The sequence below is a fragment of the Methanobrevibacter millerae genome (assembly GCF_001477655.1).
Classification (GTDB): Archaea; Methanobacteriota; Methanobacteria; order Methanobacteriales; family Methanobacteriaceae; genus Methanocatella; species Methanocatella millerae_A.
Map to the genome: position 1 here is coordinate 620,656 of NZ_CP011266.1, position 15,364 is coordinate 636,019.

Genomic DNA, 15,364 nt, shown 5'->3' on the forward strand with positions numbered 1-15,364 from the left:
TTAATGATATTTAATATTATATATTAATTAGATATTTGCCTAGAGCATTTGACAACTAATAATTGCCTTTTGTAAAATTCTTTATAATTCCTTTATTTTTTGCATTGCCATTCAATGCATCGTTATATAAATCAATCATTTTAATGTAGTCTTTATTTTTATATCTTCCGTCAATCGAAAAGTTAACATAACCGATGGACTTCAAATATCCAATTTCATCAATTAATGATAAATCCTCGTTATTAAAAATAATCAGTTCTTCACCGGATAAGCTGGGTCTTATTGGATATTCTCCATTTAAACTTGCATTTTTTATATTTTCCTTAAATCCGTATCTGGTTTTCATAAGTTCTAGTGAACCCTGAACTAGAATCTCTATTTTTGAGTTGTCTTCACAGTTTTTTATTATGTCTTCATAATCTCTCTTTCTAAGCTCTGGAGATATTGTAATTATTTTATAACCTTTAAGAGAGTTTATTGACTCTGTATTTGCAATGTTCATGGAATAAGGTCCATATTCTCCTTTGAAATCATTGGACATGATTTTTATCGGATAATTCAGTTTATTTAAAATGCCCTTAACTTTCGTCAGGGATTTTACTAAATTGTCATGGGCAATGTCCGGCCATTTCCAAATCAGCTCATAGTCCTTATTGAATGCAGTCTCTATGGATTGTTTCAGGAAATTAACCATAAAGTTAATGCTGTCGTTTGGAGGAATTTCCAAATAAACTCTTTTGACATCAGCAATTTCTTTTAAATCGTCTAAATTATTAGTATAGTATGAAAGAGAAATTTCATCACTTCTTTTCATTTCTATTTGTCTTAAATTAATCTTTTCCTTTTTATTTTCATATAACTTATGGATTTCAGATTCCAAACCTTCAAACAGTTCTCTTCTTATCTTATTGATTTCCTTGATTGGAATAAACAGGCTTCCATCATAATTCATATTGATTTGTGTAATTTCAAATGGATAGTTGTCCAGCTTGGACAATTGTTTTTCAATCGTTTCGCCCGTAACATTCCTTTTGAGAGGAGTTTCAAATTTTGCGGTTCCGACTACTTCATAAGTTACTTCCCTATGGTTTGCTAAGGTTAATCTTCCTTTGACTTTCGGATATTTGTTTTTAAGAGAAAATGTCAATATCAGTTTTGATTTTACAAAGCTTGATCCGCTGTTTTCTATTTCTTTTGCTTTTCTGGTCAGTGAATTTCTTTTGGTTAAATAAACATCACTGTTTTCAAGTTTAAAGTTATTTTTCTTGTTTTGCCTAACTTTTTTTATAATCAAAACTTTATTTTTTCTTGTCAAATCCTTTACTTGCTTGATTTTATTCTTGTTGAAATGATTAAGTGTTGTGACTATTGGATTTTGTGAAATTTCCATTCCGTAGTCATTGTCTTTTTTAATGAATAAGAGTCCATCGCCTTTGTCAGGAATAGTTTTCAAATCATCGTTTAGTTTAATGGCGATTTGGGATTTTTTGGTTTCAATTACTTTTCCAATTTTCAAGCCCAAATGTCCCGGACGGATACTTCGTTCATACGTGCTTTTGAACTGTCCTTTGGTAAATCCGCGATTGAAAACAAGTTTCAAATTTTCAGTTTTTGAAGTTTTATTGCTTTTCAGTTTGTTCAGTGCCTTTCTATATTCGCTTATGACAATGGCCAGATATTGCTTTGAACGCATCCTTCCTTCAATTTTGATGCATCTTATGTTCATTTCGCTGATTTCTTTCAATTCATCATATAGACATAAGTCTCTTGGTGATAAATAGTAATCCTCTTTATTGTTTAATCGGTATTTTTGCCTGCATGGCTGAGCACATGTTCCTCTGTTCCCGCTTCTTCCACCTTTAAAGCTGCTCATCAAGCACTGTCCTGAGTATGAATAGCATAACGCACCATGAGCAAAGATTTCAAGTTCCATATTTGTTTTCAGGTTTTCTATTTCTTCTTTTCTCATCTCACGTGTCAAAACAACTCTTTTAACGTTTTTGCTTTCAAGATAATCTAGTTTTCTTTGGTTTTCACATGTCAATTGCGTTGAGGCATGAATCTTAAGCTTTGGCAGGTGTCTGTTGATCAGTTCAATCAGACCCAAATCCTGAACCAGGACCGCATCAACGCCTATTGCATATAACTCATTCAAATAATTCAAAACGCTTTCAAGCTCACTTTCCTTAATTAATGTATTGACTGTAACATAGACTCTCACATTATGCAGGTGTGCAAGCTTTACCGCTTCGTGAATTTCATCTAACGTAAAGTTCTGGGCAAATTTCCTGGCCCCGTAATTCTTTCCGGATAAATAAACGGAACTGGCTCCTGCATTAATTGCAATTTTTAGATGTTCCATGGATCCGGCAGGTGCAAGCAATTCAGGTATCTTCATGTAATCTTCCTTCAATATAATTTCCTTTATTTATGTATGACTGTGAGAAATCCATTATCTTGAATTTATATTCCTCTAATTTTTCATCGCTGATTTCACTTAAGCTTTCATTATAAATGGATAAAATCTGTTTGGTGTATTTTTCATTCGAATATCTGCAGTCAACAATTAAATTGTCCAAATTAAGATTTTTAATGTCATTCATCTCCTCAATCAAACACAGGCAATCCTTATTCAATATGTGGCTTTGCCTATTGTAGTCGAAAAATATTTTATATTTGAATTTCTTTCTTTTCTTATCTTCGAGGGTTGCGTATTCCGCATCATTTGAAATGATAAAGTCCCGTCCATCATTAAGGTTTGTAAAGTCATCACGGCTAACGATAACCTCCAGATTACCGTGAACAATCATTTCCAAATCGATATTTTTGATATAGTTTTTGCGGGTTATTTCTTTTATTTCTCTTCCGGAAAGCTCTGATGATAATATCAGTCCTTTATATTTTGACAGATTTTCGACAGCGTATGAATTCCACACGTTAAGGTTATGGTTTCCATATATTGGGCAGCTGAAGATTTTTTCTGCTCCCGGTGAGTCTACCATGACGGAAATAAGATATCCTTCACTTTCAAGTTCTTTAATAATTTCATTTGCTTTAATCAGTTCAAATTCATTGATGAATGATGATAAAACCCATACGATTTCAATTTCGGGAGCAATCTGTATTGCTTCTTTTAAAATATCTTTTATGTTATTATAATAATCATCTTTGCTGTTGTATGAACAGTTAACATCCAGATAAATCCTTTTCAAATCAAAACCGTTTGCAGCCCTGACCTGGCTTAGGTCATTTGCAAAAAGGGAGAGTCTGGTTTTTTTGTTTGTCTTGTTTTCATAAGTTTCATAATTCTTTTTGAACTCTTCAATTCTTTTTCTTGCAGCTTTTACAGATTTTTTTGTTGGAGTATAATGATTTAGGAGTAATTCTTGAGCTTTATCAAGGATTTCTCTTCTAATTTTATTCAAACCGCTGATTGGTATAAATAAGTTATCAGGCATATCATTAAACTTGATTTTTTCCATATAAAACGGTGTTCCTCCTGTTTTTTCTAATTGTTTTTCAATTGACTCTTTGGTTATTGGTCTGTTTTTGGCCTTTTCAAATCTGGCTATTGCCTTATGTCTGAAGTTAATCAGTTCATCATCCAAGTAATACTCCACTTTGACTGATGCGGTCAAATCCTTTTGGAAATTGAATGTCACATTAATAGGAATTTTGCTTTTGATTGTTTCATTTTTAAACTGCTTTAGGCTTTCATGGGTTTTTGCTGAATAGCTGATGAACACCTCAGTTCCCACTTTAACACGTCTGGTCGTATCAATAACGATTTCGTTTTCGTCCTGTTTTATTATGTTTTCAAGATATATTCCCTTGATTTTGCCGTTGTATTTGAATGCTATGCCGTCGCCCTTTTCTAAAATGACTGGTATTTCCTTGTTCTTTATTTCTATTGTCACTTTGGTATCTTCAATATTGACAATATCTCCAATGTATAGTCCTTCATGGCCGGAACTTCCTCTTCCCATGACTTCTCCTGGTTTGTCGTTCATTATGTATCCGTTGGTGAATCTTCTGTTGAAAACAAGGTGCAAATCCTTTTCCCAGTCGCCGGGATTTCCGTCAATAATGTTTCTGTAGCTGTTGACGATAGTTCCAATATAGTCTCCGGATTTCATCCTTCCTTCCAGTTTTAGGGAGGTTACGCCCGCATCGGATATTGCTTTGATATTATTGTATGTTGCAAGGTCATGTGTGGACAGTAAAAATCCGTTTCCCACGTTATATCCTCTGTATTTCAGACGGTATTCTCTTCTGCAGGGCTGAGCACATGCTCCACGATTGCCGCTTCTTCCGCTATTGTATGATGACATGTAACAGTTTCCTGATACACAATAGCATAATGCACCATGTCCAAATGCCTCTAAATCCATTTTCAAATTATCTTTTTCAAGTTGGTCATGTATCTGTTTGATTTCTTCAATGGATTTTTCCCTTGGAAGAACAATCCTTTTGATGTTGTTGTCATAAGCCCATTTGATAGCACTGTAATTGCTTAAAGCCATCTGGGTGGATGCATGAACTTCCAAATCAGGAATTAATTTCTTTAAGAGTTGGATAATTCCAAAATCCTGAACGATGACTGCATCAACACCTATCTGGTATAATTTGAATAGGTAGCTTATTACATCAATAATCTCGAAGTTATTTATTAAAGTATTTACTGTAACATGAATCTTAACATCATTCAAATGAGCATAATTAACAGCTTTTTCGATTTCTTCAATTGTAAAGTTTTTTGCAAAGGCTCTAGCACCATAATTCTGTCCTGCAAGATAAACTGCATTAGCACCTGCATTGACTGCAATAACTAAAATATCATAAGAACCTGCTGGAGCCAATAATTCTGATAAAACCATTATTTGTTACACCTTGATATTTTTATAATATTTTAATCTATGTTTTTCGTATTATTTATCTATTTTGAGAAAAATTATTATTTCCAGTATTTTGAAATTAAATTTAAATATTATCTGAAATAAACTTATTTTTATGTATATAGTTTTTGAAGGAATTGACGGAGCAGGTAAATCCACTCAAATCCAATTATTAAAAGAATGGTTGGAAGATAATGGATTGGAAGTAGAAACAATGGTCGAACCAACAGATTCTGAAGTTGGAAAATTGATTAGGAAGATACTGCAAAGACCTGATGCAACAACAGACAGTGTTCAAAAAACTTTAGGTTTGCTTTTTGCAGCAGATAGGATGCTTATTATGGATAAATTGAGTGATGATAAGAAAGTTATCATATCTGACAGGTCATTTATTTCATCTCTTGCTTATCAGGAGCCTGCAGATTGGATTAGTGTCTTAAATAAATATGCAAAAAAACCTGATTTGTTGCTTTTGCTTGACTTGGATGTTAAAACTTCTGTTTCTAGAACTTCTGGTGAAGATACATTTGAAAACGAGGAGTTCTTAACAAATGTCAAATCCAATTATTTGGATTTGGTAAAAGATTTTAATCACGAAATAATTGATGCAAATAATGGAATCAATAAGGTTTCATCAGACATTAAAAAGGCTGTGGCATCACATGTTGGATTGTGCAGGGATTGCATTTTATAAAAATGATTATTATTTCAAATAAAGAATTTTGTTTGGATAAAAAATTAATATTAACTCAAATGACTTCTAATGATACAATAACAAACTCTATGATTAAATTTGTTTCTGGGAGTGATAATTCAACTATCCATAATATAAAAATATTAAATAATAAATCCACTTCTTTCAAGAATACCATATTATTGGAAAATTCTAATAATATTGTAATACATGATTGTTATTTAAATTCAACTAATCCTATTGAATATAATATAATGGTTTTTTCATCCAATTTTACCACTATTTGTAATACCACATTTGTTAAAAAGGGAATAAATGTAACTGACAATCTTATTTTAAATATGAATAATAATCATTTTTTGGATTTTGAACCACCAAAAGTCAATACTATAATATCTGAAAATCTAACAAAAATAGAAAAAAATGCTTCACATTTTGAAGCGAAATTTTTATATGTAATACCCTTTTCAGAAAATGATAAAGTTATTTTTAAAATTAATGATATTGAATATATGAGATCTATTAATGGTGAGGGAATTGCTAAAATTTCTATTAATCTTGATCCTGGAGAATATATTATCCAATCTATTAATCCAGTAACCCACGAAATAAAAAATAATACTATAACTGTTTTACCAAGAATTGTTGAAAATAATGATTTGGAAAAGTTCTATAGAAATGGGTCTCAATATTGGATAAAAATTTTAGATGATTATGGAAATCCTGCAAAAGCAAATGAAACAGTAACTTTAATATAAATGGGGTATTCTACAATCGTACAACAAATGCATCAGGTTACGTAAAACTTAACATTAATTTACAGCCAGGAGATTATGTAATTACTGCTGAATATAAAGGATGTAAAGTATCCAATAAAATCAAAGTAAAACCAGTTTTATCTGCTATAGATTTAACTAAAAAATATGGAACTCTAAATCAATTTAAAGCTAAATTATTGGATGGTCATGGAAATTCTTTAATAAATACTAATGTGACTTTTAATATAAATGGTGTATTTTATATTCGTGCAACAGATATTAACGGTACTGCAAATTAAATATTAACTTACAACCTGGGAAATATATTATAACATCTAGTTATGATGATGCTAATATTTCAAATGACGTAATAGTCACTAATTAAGAAGTTAACACTTCTTTTTTTATATTTTTTTAGATACATTAAAATTTAGATTATTTTGTATCGATTTATTAAATAAAATTAAATTTTTTCATTAATAAAATAAAAAATGGATAATAATTATCCTTGTAATTCTTTTAGTCTTTTAGCTATGGCGTCTGCTATGTATTGTTTTGCTTTTTCAAGTTCTTCATAAGAACCTACTAATTTCGGGCCAAATTCTGTGTGTTCTAGTTTCACATCGAATTTTTCAATAGTATGTGCAAGCATAGCTTCCCCAACACCATTTGGCAATCCCATTTCAAATTCTTGTTCTTCTTCCATTTAATTTTCCTCCATGTATTTTCTTACAGGAGCAAAGAATTCAATTAAGAAATCTTTAATTCCATTTTTCAAATCCATTGGATGTAAGTTGCCTTCACTGAATTCCTTAATTAATTCGTCGTGAGTTAATTCAATGTCTCCGCCGAATTTTTCAGGTCTTTTGATAAGTAAGGTATCTTGATTTGGATAAACAAAAGTTTCTGCAATTTCAATCATTGGGTTGTCTTCAATTTCTCCCTGTGGACAGTAACTCTTGTTGATTTTTTTACTGATTTCTTCAACGGAGTCATCTACTGCAATGTAATTACCTTTACTTGATGACATTTTCGCATCTCCGTCAAGTCCATGTAATAATGGGGTGTGGATACAAACAGGAACATTTTCTCCAATTTTTTCCAGGTTTTCACGTGCCAACATTTGGATTTTTCTCTGTTCCATACCTCCCAATGCAATGTCCACTTCAAGTGCCGCCATATCCACAGTTTGCATTATTGGATAAATTACGCTAGCTACTTTAGGATTGTCATCAGCACGACTTACTTGGTCCATACTTCTTCTGGCTCTTTTTAATGTGGTCATTGTAGCTAATTGGTAAACTTTATCAGTATAATCGGAATCTAATTGAAAAGATGAACCATATACATATTCTGTTGTTTCATCAAGACCTAATGCCTGGAAACATTTCTTATTGTATTCTGCAGTTTCTGCGATTTCTTCAACGCTTCCTTTTCCATTTAAAAATGCATGGTAATCTGCAAGCAATATTTTAATCTTAAAACCTAATTTTTGTAATGTTTTAAGTTTTTGTACAGTCACGGCATGTCCTAAATGGATTTTACCTGAAGGTTCATAACCTGTATAAGCTATAGGATGATCTTTTTTAAGTACTTCTTTTAATTCTTCTTTATCTATAACTTCTAAGGTTCCTTCTTCAATTAACTGAATTTTTTCTTCAATATTCATTTTATCACTTATTTAATCAAGTAAATGTAATTATCAATTTTAATGATTTTGACTTCATCGCCAATATTATAATCTTTAAAATCATCTTTCATTTCCAAATCAACTGCTGAATAGTCTGCAGGATCCAATATTTGAATTATCTTTGGAGACATTGATATTATTGTAGTCGTTTCAATATCCGTTGATTTTTTAATAAGTTTTATATTGTCCATATTCTTCAGTGGAATATTGTGTTTTTTATTGGTTTTGATGTCAATTCCGACAACTCTGTTTTTGTCAATATCACTCACTTGGATAATTCTGTCTTCAAATTCAATAATGTCATTGTTTTCAAATTCCGGAATTCTAACAGAAATCCAGATTCTATAAAGGCCTTTTCCTGTTGATTTGTCTTCGCTGATGAGTCTTGGAGATTCTTTAATCACTCCTCCAAATTCATCTTTCAAGTTCTCGGCAACTTTCCGGCCTGTTTTAAAAGACCCGATATAATAATCATAACCTTCTTTTAGCTTTGCAACCTGCGGACAATAAGCTAATTTATCTACTTTTGCCTGTTTATCCAAAGTTCTTGCAACTATTTTATCAGCTTTAGCATATTCTTCAGATTTAATTTCACGGTTATCTGCTCTGAATTGTATCACTGTTTCATAATAGCCTGATTGCATCTTGCTGCATGGTGGACAAACAGTTTTTTTGATTCTAACTTCACAATCATGAGTTTCATCAAGACTAACTCCGTAGACATCACCTACAACTTCAACAAAACAGTTCGCAATTGTTCCTTTAATCTGGTCAATTTCAAGGTTAATTTCTTCATTTTCAACCAAATCACTGATTTTTATATTTCGTTCCAATGCTCTGTAGATAATTTCATCTTCGGGAAGATATGATTCACTCCATTTTCCTTCTTCTAGACGGCTATTGCAGTGACTGCAAATTTCGACATTAATATTTTTGGGAATTTCAATCATTTGAAAATCCTTTAAAAAACAATCGATGCAGATTTCTCCAACCATCTGTTTATCTTTGCTTCCACATTCTATACAAAACATAAAAATCAACTAAAAATAAGTAAAAAGATAAAAAATTATAATTGTTTAAGCGGAGCAGTCGCACCACAAGCAGAACATTTTAATAAGAAAATTCTGCCTTCCCTTATAATTTTAGTATCTGGTCTGTTACATTCGTGGCAAATAACATATTTGTCCACATAATCTTCAATTCTTTCATTAATTAAGTAATGGGTAAATTTACCTTGCAATATTGCTCTTGCACCATCCACATTACCTGCAGTACCTAATTCTCTCATTAAAAATTTCAATAAATGTTGAGGGTCTCTGTTTAAACCTTCACAAACATCTTTAAAGTTTTTAATAAATGTTCTATTACCTTGGATATCTGAATAAGCTTTAGGAATTTTAAATCTTTTATGTTCAAATACTTCAGGAGGTAATTGGTCTATTGCTCTTTCCAATAAATCTTCATATTTATCCATATTATCGCTCCATAAAAATTAGTATAAGTATAATATATTAAATATGATTTTAATCATTTATTAAGTTATTGTTAAAAATCATTATAATAATTATACTCTTTTAACATTTCCCGGACTTGGTTCGTATAAGATTCCTCTTTGTGTCATGTTCCTTATGAGATTTTCAACTTTATCTTCACTTACACCATGTTTCTCTTCCATATTGGATTTTAAAACAGTTAATGGAGCTTGTCCATTGTACTCTTCTTCAATCAACTTGATTTCATCTACAAGAGTACTCATCTTATCCCTTTCTGATTTTGGTCTTCCTCCACTGACAATGTCGGCTTCAATTTCACCGGTTTCCGGATCAACTCCTGCATCTTTAAGGGATGCCATTTGCAATCTTACGGCTTTTTTAGCATCTTCTCTTTCAACAACTTCTTTTAATTTTATTTTAGCACATGCTTCTGCCAGACGAATGATTGCCTCGAGCTGTCTTGCGGTAATTGGAACTGCTGAATTTTCTTCAGTATTGCTGCTGCTGTTTCTTGTATCTACATAGAAATTCTTCAATACTTCATTTGCTTCATCACTTAAAACAGGATTAACGTTTTTACGAGCATATGCGATGTATTTTCTAAGTAAATCGGGTTCAATTTCATAATCTACGGTATTTGACTGGTGGATATTAAGGATGTGCTGTGCAAGTTCTGAATCTCCTTTTCTACTTGGCTTGTCTTCAACAATCCATATTAAATCAAAACGGGATAAAATTGGTGGCGGCAGTTCAATTTGATCTGCTAAAACTTTAAATCTGTCAAATCTTCCAAATTTTGGGTTTGCTGCTGCAAGAACTGAACATCTTGAATTTAAAGTTGCCATAATTCCTGCTTTCGCAATACTTACAGTTTGCTGTTCTAAAGCTTCGTGAAGTGCTGATCGGTCTTCTGAACGCATTTTATCCAATTCGTCAACACAAACGTTACCCTGGTCTCCTAAAACCAATGCACCTGCTTCCAAAGACCATCCGCCTAATTCGTCGCGAACAGCAGCTGCAGTTAAACCCGCACCGGTAGTACCTTTACCACTTGTATAAATACTTCTTGGAGCCAATTTGGAAACGTATTTCAAAATCTGGGACTTACCGATACCTGGATCTCCTACAATAAGGATGTGGATATCTCCTCTCAAACGGGTTTCATCTTCCAATTGTTTGGCAGATCCTCCAAATAACTGCAATGCGATAGATTCTTTCACGTCACGATAACCTCTAATTGAAGGAGCTGTTGATTTGATAATTTTTTCATAGATGTTTGGGTCTCTTGACAACTCTAAAATTTCCTCTTCATCCTCTTCGGATAAATGCAACTCTTCAAATTCCTGTTCTAAAGGTTCGATATGATTTACATAAATGTAATTCTTAAATTTGCCGCTGCGCTCTTCTCTAAATGTCTTTAAAGTTCCAGTAATTCTTACTTTGTCTCCGGGATTTAATTCATCTACTAAATCATCTTCTAAAATCATCAACATCTGTTTAGGTTCAGTTCCCCCGGATAAATTCTCTAAAGGTTCCTGCATTCTTGCAGTCTGTGTATCTATATAATGTGATTCCTCCTGAAGCAGTCTGAAGGATCTTCCACCACATTCCCCACATAATGAAGGCTCCAGAATTGTTCTATCTGAAGTCTGCTCAACTTCATGTAAACGCATGCACCCTCGGCATTCAAAAACCGCAGTTTCAATACGTGGCCTTATTTCATCTGTTTTTCTGACGATACCTTCCGCTGCAACAAATGACCCAATATACTTACTTAACAATATTTTTAAAGGAATGACGTTTGTCACATTTTTAAATCGAATGTTCAAATCAGCGTCTTTAGCTAATGGGTCGATGTTTTTGACAGCAATTTTTGCGGCTTCAATAACTTCTTCAGGTTTTTCAATCAATAAATCCGCCAGGTCTGGATCAAATATTTCTAAAGTATTATAATCTACAGTCAGCGATCTATTGTCTGGATACGTTTCGAGAATTTCAAATACATCATCCTTATATGATGTTGCAAAAAATTCTTCGAATTTCGCAATTGATGTTTGTGATTTATTAGTAGATTTCATTAATATTACATTATCTTTTCATACTTAAAAAATAATTGGATAGAGCATTTGATAAGTAAAAATTATATATTAAAATAAATAAAAAATATTATTAATATCATTTAAAATGAGGTTATTATGAGAAAATCAAGATTAAACTTATTTAAATCCACTTCTATGTTAATTGCAGTCGTTGGAATTATCATGGTTATTGCTACAATAATTGTAGTGGCATATGTCGGATTTAGTATTGCAAACGAGTCAATCACTGACCAGATTTCTTCAGGAAATCAATATGATGACCTGGCTAATTTAAAATCGCAATATGGCGATATACAATCAAAATTTGATTCCGTTAAATCAACATATTATTCTGGTGGAAGTGATGATGTTGAAAAATATAATAATGCCAGATTAGAACTTTCACGGGCAAGTTCGGCCATTGACAATGTTCAGTCTGCATTGGATGCCAATAAGCCATCAAATGAGGTTGATAGTAGAATCGCTTTTGCTAATCAAAAATTATCTGATGCTCGTCAAGCATACGAAAATCTTTAATCTTTTTTTATTTATTTTTTATCCTGTGTTTATAGCCCAAGCCAACAACATACATTTCAGAACTTTTTTTACGTGATGACGGTGGTTTTGTTGTTTTAACCTGTCTGAATTTCTTTTTAAGACCATCTAACATTTTCTTATATTCTGGGCCCTGAAATACTTTCATAACAAGATTTCCTTTTTGTTCTAGGATATTGTCCGCTATTCCAATAACTGCATTTGTCAGGTCAATTGATCTGAGCTGGTCAAGGTTTTTAATGCCGCATAATTCCGGAGATGCATCGCTCATAACCACTTTTGCCTTTCCTCCAATTACACGCATGATTTTTCCCTGAACTTCCTGTGTGGTGAAGTCCCCTTTTATTCTGAAGTAATTTTCTTCGGGAAGTGTTCTTATATGGTTCAAATCAACACCAACAACAATGCCTTCTTCACCCACTTTCTCTAAGGCTACCTGTGACCATCCTCCTGGTGCAGCTCCAAGGTCAACTACGGTATTTGATTGTTTTATTATTTTGTATTTTTTGTCTAATTGTTTTAGTTTATATGATGCTCTTGAGCGATAATCTTCCGCTTTTGCACGTTTGTAATATGGGTCTTTTTTTCTCTCCATCTGCCATTTGCTTCCCATGTTATTCCTCCGGGTATTGGCTGAAATCCAGTGCACTGCATACTGGTGCACCTATCTTAACAATTTCCACATCAACATTTTTATCATTAATTTCAAGCAGCATTACAGTTCTGTCTGCAAGTCTGGGGACAATCGGACTTCCAGGATTTAAAAGAAGAACATCTTCTACCTGTTCTATTTTAGGCTGGTGAGAATGTCCTGTAACTAAAATATTGACATCCAACTGCTTTGCCAGGTATAATAATTGCTGTGTGTCTGCTCTTGGATAAACTTCGCCGTGTGCCACTCCAATTTTCACACCTTCACATTCAATCACTCGGGCTTTAGGCAAATCCAGACCAGCAACCCTATCCATATTTCCCTGGATAGCAACTACTGGTGCTGTTTCTTCAAGTTTATTAATAACATCCATTGTTGTCAAATCCCCTGCATGTATTATCAAATCAACATTTTCAAATGATTGCAAAACTTTTTCAGGTATCTGTCTGGCCCTGTCGGGAATGTGTGTATCTGAAATTAATCCTATTAGCATAATATTTTCCTCAAATATATTTTGTTTATCATCACTATTAAATTTAAAATAAAAACAGTTATTAATTTATAAATATATAAATATTATTATCATCTTCGAGGATTGATTTTTATGGGAGAAGTAAAAAAAGAAGATATTTTGGAGATTTTAAGTAAATATGATAAAGACGAAATAACCCTCGCTACATTAGGAAGCCACACTTCTTTACATATTTTGCAAGGTGCAAAAGAAGAAGGTTTCAGAACCGCTATCGTCTGTGAAAAAGGAAGGGAAGTTCCTTATCAAAGATTTGATGTAGCTGACGAATATATTATTGTTGATGAATTTAAGGACATTGTAAATGAAGATGTTCAGCAGCAATTAAGGGATATGAATGCTATTGTAATTCCGCATGGTTCCTTTGTAGCTTACGCAGGTTTGGATAATGTCGAAGACAAATTCAATGTTCCTATGTTTGGTAATAGGGATGTTTTAAGATGGGAAGCAGAAAGAGATAAGGAAAGAGCATTGCTTGTAGAAGGAAATGTACGTATTCCTTATAAATATGATAATCCATCACAAATCGACAGACCAGTAATGGTTAAATTCCCTGGAGCAAGAGGAGGAAGAGGTTATTTTGTAGCATCATCTCCAGAAGAATTTGATTCCAAAATCGAAGCAATGAAATCTCGTGGCTGGTTGGAAGACTCTGATGTTGAAGCAGCACACATTGAAGAATATGTTTCAGGATGTAATTACTGTATTCACTATTTCTACTCCGCATTGGAAGATAAAGTTGAATTGATGGGTATGGATACAAGATATGAATCAAGTATTGATGGTTTTGTAAGAATGCCTGCTAAAGATCAATTGGATATTGATTTAAGTCCTTCCTATGTTGTAACCGGTAATCACCCTGCTGTAATCAGAGAATCATTACTTCCACAGGTATTTGATATGGCTGATAAGTTAGTTGAAAGCGCTAAAAAATTAGTACAGCCAGGTTTAAACGGACCGTTCTGTATGCAGACTTTAGTCAACGATAACTTGGAAGTAATTTGTTTTGAAATCAGTGCAAGAACTGATGGTGGAACAAACACCTTTATGGACGGATCTCCTTATTCATACTTAACTTACGGAAAACCGATGAGTATGGGAAGAAGAATTGCTTTAGAAATTAAAAATGCTATAGAAAAAGAAGAATTAGAAAAAATAATAACATAAATTCAGTTATTATTTTTATTTTTATTTTTATTTTTACCGATTTTTTGCTTTTTTTCCTGTTCTTTCAATGCTTTTTCACGGCTTCTTTTAGCCCATGCACCAACAAAACCAATAAATGCACCTACAAGAAGGATAATCAACACTAATGAAACTGTTCCTGTTGGTGTTGAAAAGAATCCGCTAAATTCTCCAAATGTTCCCTGAAATGCCAAAACTACAATTGGCGTTGCTGCAAGAGCACCTAATATAATACCATATTTGATGTTTTTAGCTGTATATCCAACATATATTAATCCTATGGCTGAAAATAGGAATAACCAATCATATGTATGTGCTGCAAGAATAATCAATCCTGCAGTAACTGCAGCACCAATTATCAATGATTTCCAATCAATATCCATTTTTGAACTCATATATTATCTCCCATCTTTTTTTGAAGAAATTGCTCCTCCGACTGCTCCAGTAATTCCCATTACTATTGCATAGTAAATTAAATCTTTAACTACTTCAATTAAGCTGGCCACTCCGGAAATTGTAAATCCGCTAAGTCCACCTAAAACTCCCATAAAGCTTCCGCCAACTGTGGCAAGTATAATAAAAAGTATCGCGGCTACTATCGTACCAAATGCTCCGGCAACAGCGGCATTCCATAGTCCACCAGTTATGCCTGAATGGGCAATATAACCAACTATAAATCCAACAATCAATAATCCTATAAATTCATAGTGTGAAAAGAATGCTCTAACACCTAATGTTAATATAAAACCAACGATTACCGCACTCCATTTAGTCATTATTTCACCTTAAATAAATTACTGAATAATAATTTGTATTTTCATATTAAATAATTTAT

At 32.8% G+C, this 15,364-nt stretch carries 15 protein-coding genes; 4 read left to right on the forward strand and 11 right to left on the reverse strand.

Annotated features, from left to right (window positions below):
- Window positions 1-55 precede the first annotated feature (55 nt).
- Together SM9_RS02475 and SM9_RS02480 are read right to left on the reverse strand one after the other, a co-directional pair.
- The gene (locus SM9_RS02475) at window positions 56-2,398 is read right to left on the reverse strand and encodes a U32 family peptidase (protein WP_058738627.1); all 2,343 of its coding nucleotides are present in this window, start codon (window positions 2,396-2,398) and stop codon (window positions 56-58) included.
- Window positions 2,385-4,877: a U32 family peptidase gene (locus tag SM9_RS02480; RefSeq protein ID WP_058738628.1), complete on the reverse strand. Its 2,493-nt coding sequence runs from the start codon at window positions 4,875-4,877 to the stop codon at window positions 2,385-2,387. The genes SM9_RS02475 and SM9_RS02480 overlap by 14 nt, the downstream gene beginning before the upstream one ends.
- Before the next feature lie 133 nt (window positions 4,878-5,010).
- Here SM9_RS02480 and tmk point away from each other — a divergent pair, with 133 nt between their 5' ends.
- Both tmk and SM9_RS12320 read left to right on the forward strand, forming a co-directional pair.
- Window positions 5,011-5,589 carry a dTMP kinase gene (gene tmk / locus SM9_RS02485; RefSeq protein ID WP_058738629.1) on the forward strand — a complete coding sequence of 193 codons (579 nt, stop codon included), beginning with the start codon at window positions 5,011-5,013 and terminating at the stop codon, window positions 5,587-5,589.
- 59 nt (window positions 5,590-5,648) lie between these two features.
- The gene (locus tag SM9_RS12320; RefSeq protein ID WP_157064648.1) at window positions 5,649-6,347 is read left to right on the forward strand and encodes a hypothetical protein; all 699 of its coding nucleotides are present in this window, start codon (window positions 5,649-5,651) and stop codon (window positions 6,345-6,347) included.
- 502 nt (window positions 6,348-6,849) lie between these two features.
- On the opposite strand, the gene SM9_RS02495 is transcribed toward SM9_RS12320, so the two are convergent.
- From SM9_RS02495 to SM9_RS02515, 5 genes are all read right to left on the reverse strand, one after another.
- Window positions 6,850-7,053: a hypothetical protein gene (locus SM9_RS02495; RefSeq protein ID WP_058738631.1), complete on the reverse strand. Its 204-nt coding sequence runs from the start codon at window positions 7,051-7,053 to the stop codon at window positions 6,850-6,852.
- Window positions 7,054-8,016, reverse strand: coding sequence for a tyrosine--tRNA ligase (locus SM9_RS02500; protein WP_058738632.1), 963 nt, complete (start codon window positions 8,014-8,016; stop codon window positions 7,054-7,056). It lies immediately after the preceding gene.
- An 8-nt stretch (window positions 8,017-8,024) separates the two neighbouring features.
- A complete protein-coding gene (locus tag SM9_RS02505; RefSeq protein WP_058738633.1) occupies window positions 8,025-9,077 on the reverse strand; it encodes a 60S ribosomal export protein NMD3 in 1,053 nt (350 codons plus the stop codon).
- Window positions 9,078-9,103: 26 nt separating this feature from the next.
- Entirely contained in the window at window positions 9,104-9,511 is a 408-nt protein-coding gene (locus SM9_RS02510) for a translation initiation factor IF-2 subunit beta (protein WP_058738634.1), read from the reverse strand.
- A 90-nt stretch (window positions 9,512-9,601) separates the two neighbouring features.
- Window positions 9,602-11,608, reverse strand: coding sequence for a minichromosome maintenance protein MCM (locus SM9_RS02515; protein WP_058738635.1), 2,007 nt, complete (start codon window positions 11,606-11,608; stop codon window positions 9,602-9,604).
- A gap of 117 nt (window positions 11,609-11,725) precedes the next feature.
- Between SM9_RS02515 and SM9_RS02520 the strand changes: the two genes are divergently transcribed.
- Window positions 11,726-12,145 (forward strand): hypothetical protein, encoded by a 420-nt coding sequence (locus tag SM9_RS02520; RefSeq protein ID WP_058738636.1) that lies wholly within the window; start codon window positions 11,726-11,728, stop codon window positions 12,143-12,145.
- 7 nt (window positions 12,146-12,152) lie between these two features.
- On the opposite strand, the gene SM9_RS02525 is transcribed toward SM9_RS02520, so the two are convergent.
- Both SM9_RS02525 and SM9_RS02530 read right to left on the reverse strand, forming a co-directional pair.
- Entirely contained in the window at window positions 12,153-12,776 is a 624-nt protein-coding gene (locus tag SM9_RS02525) for an RlmE family RNA methyltransferase (RefSeq protein ID WP_058738637.1), read from the reverse strand.
- Window position 12,777: 1 nt separating this feature from the next.
- Window positions 12,778-13,308, reverse strand: a complete 531-nt coding sequence (locus SM9_RS02530) for a metallophosphoesterase (RefSeq protein WP_058738638.1) — start codon at window positions 13,306-13,308, stop codon at window positions 12,778-12,780.
- A gap of 111 nt (window positions 13,309-13,419) precedes the next feature.
- Between SM9_RS02530 and SM9_RS02535 the strand changes: the two genes are divergently transcribed.
- Entirely contained in the window at window positions 13,420-14,511 is a 1,092-nt protein-coding gene (locus SM9_RS02535) for a formate--phosphoribosylaminoimidazolecarboxamide ligase (RefSeq protein WP_058738639.1), read from the forward strand.
- Window positions 14,512-14,513: 2 nt separating this feature from the next.
- Here SM9_RS02535 and SM9_RS02540 read toward each other — a convergent pair whose 3' ends face one another.
- Window positions 14,514-14,924, reverse strand: coding sequence for a hypothetical protein (locus SM9_RS02540; protein ID WP_058738640.1), 411 nt, complete (start codon window positions 14,922-14,924; stop codon window positions 14,514-14,516).
- A 3-nt stretch (window positions 14,925-14,927) separates the two neighbouring features.
- Window positions 14,928-15,305 (reverse strand): DUF5518 domain-containing protein, encoded by a 378-nt coding sequence (locus tag SM9_RS02545; protein ID WP_058738641.1) that lies wholly within the window; start codon window positions 15,303-15,305, stop codon window positions 14,928-14,930.
- Window positions 15,306-15,364 lie beyond the last annotated feature (59 nt).

What these genes read in the sequence shown, in the direction of transcription:
- SM9_RS02480 (WP_058738628.1), bottom strand. Translation starts at nt 4,877, where the DNA reads ATGGTTTTATCAGAATTATTGGCTCCAGCAGGTTCTTATGATATTTTA.
- SM9_RS02540 (WP_058738640.1), bottom strand. Translation starts at nt 14,924, where the DNA reads ATGAGTTCAAAAATGGATATTGATTGGAAATCATTGATAATTGGTGCT.
- SM9_RS02520 (WP_058738636.1), top strand. Translation starts at nt 11,726, where the DNA reads ATGAGAAAATCAAGATTAAACTTATTTAAATCCACTTCTATGTTAATT.
- SM9_RS02475 (WP_058738627.1), bottom strand. Translation starts at nt 2,398, where the DNA reads ATGAAGATACCTGAATTGCTTGCACCTGCCGGATCCATGGAACATCTA.
- SM9_RS02545 (WP_058738641.1), bottom strand. Translation starts at nt 15,305, where the DNA reads ATGACTAAATGGAGTGCGGTAATCGTTGGTTTTATATTAACATTAGGT.
- SM9_RS02500 (WP_058738632.1), bottom strand. Translation starts at nt 8,016, where the DNA reads ATGAATATTGAAGAAAAAATTCAGTTAATTGAAGAAGGAACCTTAGAA.
- SM9_RS02510 (WP_058738634.1), bottom strand. Translation starts at nt 9,511, where the DNA reads ATGGATAAATATGAAGATTTATTGGAAAGAGCAATAGACCAATTACCT.
- SM9_RS02525 (WP_058738637.1), bottom strand. Translation starts at nt 12,776, where the DNA reads ATGGGAAGCAAATGGCAGATGGAGAGAAAAAAAGACCCATATTACAAA.
- SM9_RS12320 (WP_157064648.1), top strand. Translation starts at nt 5,649, where the DNA reads ATGACTTCTAATGATACAATAACAAACTCTATGATTAAATTTGTTTCT.
- SM9_RS02535 (WP_058738639.1), top strand. Translation starts at nt 13,420, where the DNA reads ATGGGAGAAGTAAAAAAAGAAGATATTTTGGAGATTTTAAGTAAATAT.
- SM9_RS02495 (WP_058738631.1), bottom strand. Translation starts at nt 7,053, where the DNA reads ATGGAAGAAGAACAAGAATTTGAAATGGGATTGCCAAATGGTGTTGGG.
- tmk (WP_058738629.1), top strand. Translation starts at nt 5,011, where the DNA reads ATGTATATAGTTTTTGAAGGAATTGACGGAGCAGGTAAATCCACTCAA.
- SM9_RS02530 (WP_058738638.1), bottom strand. Translation starts at nt 13,308, where the DNA reads ATGCTAATAGGATTAATTTCAGATACACACATTCCCGACAGGGCCAGA.
- SM9_RS02515 (WP_058738635.1), bottom strand. Translation starts at nt 11,608, where the DNA reads ATGAAATCTACTAATAAATCACAAACATCAATTGCGAAATTCGAAGAA.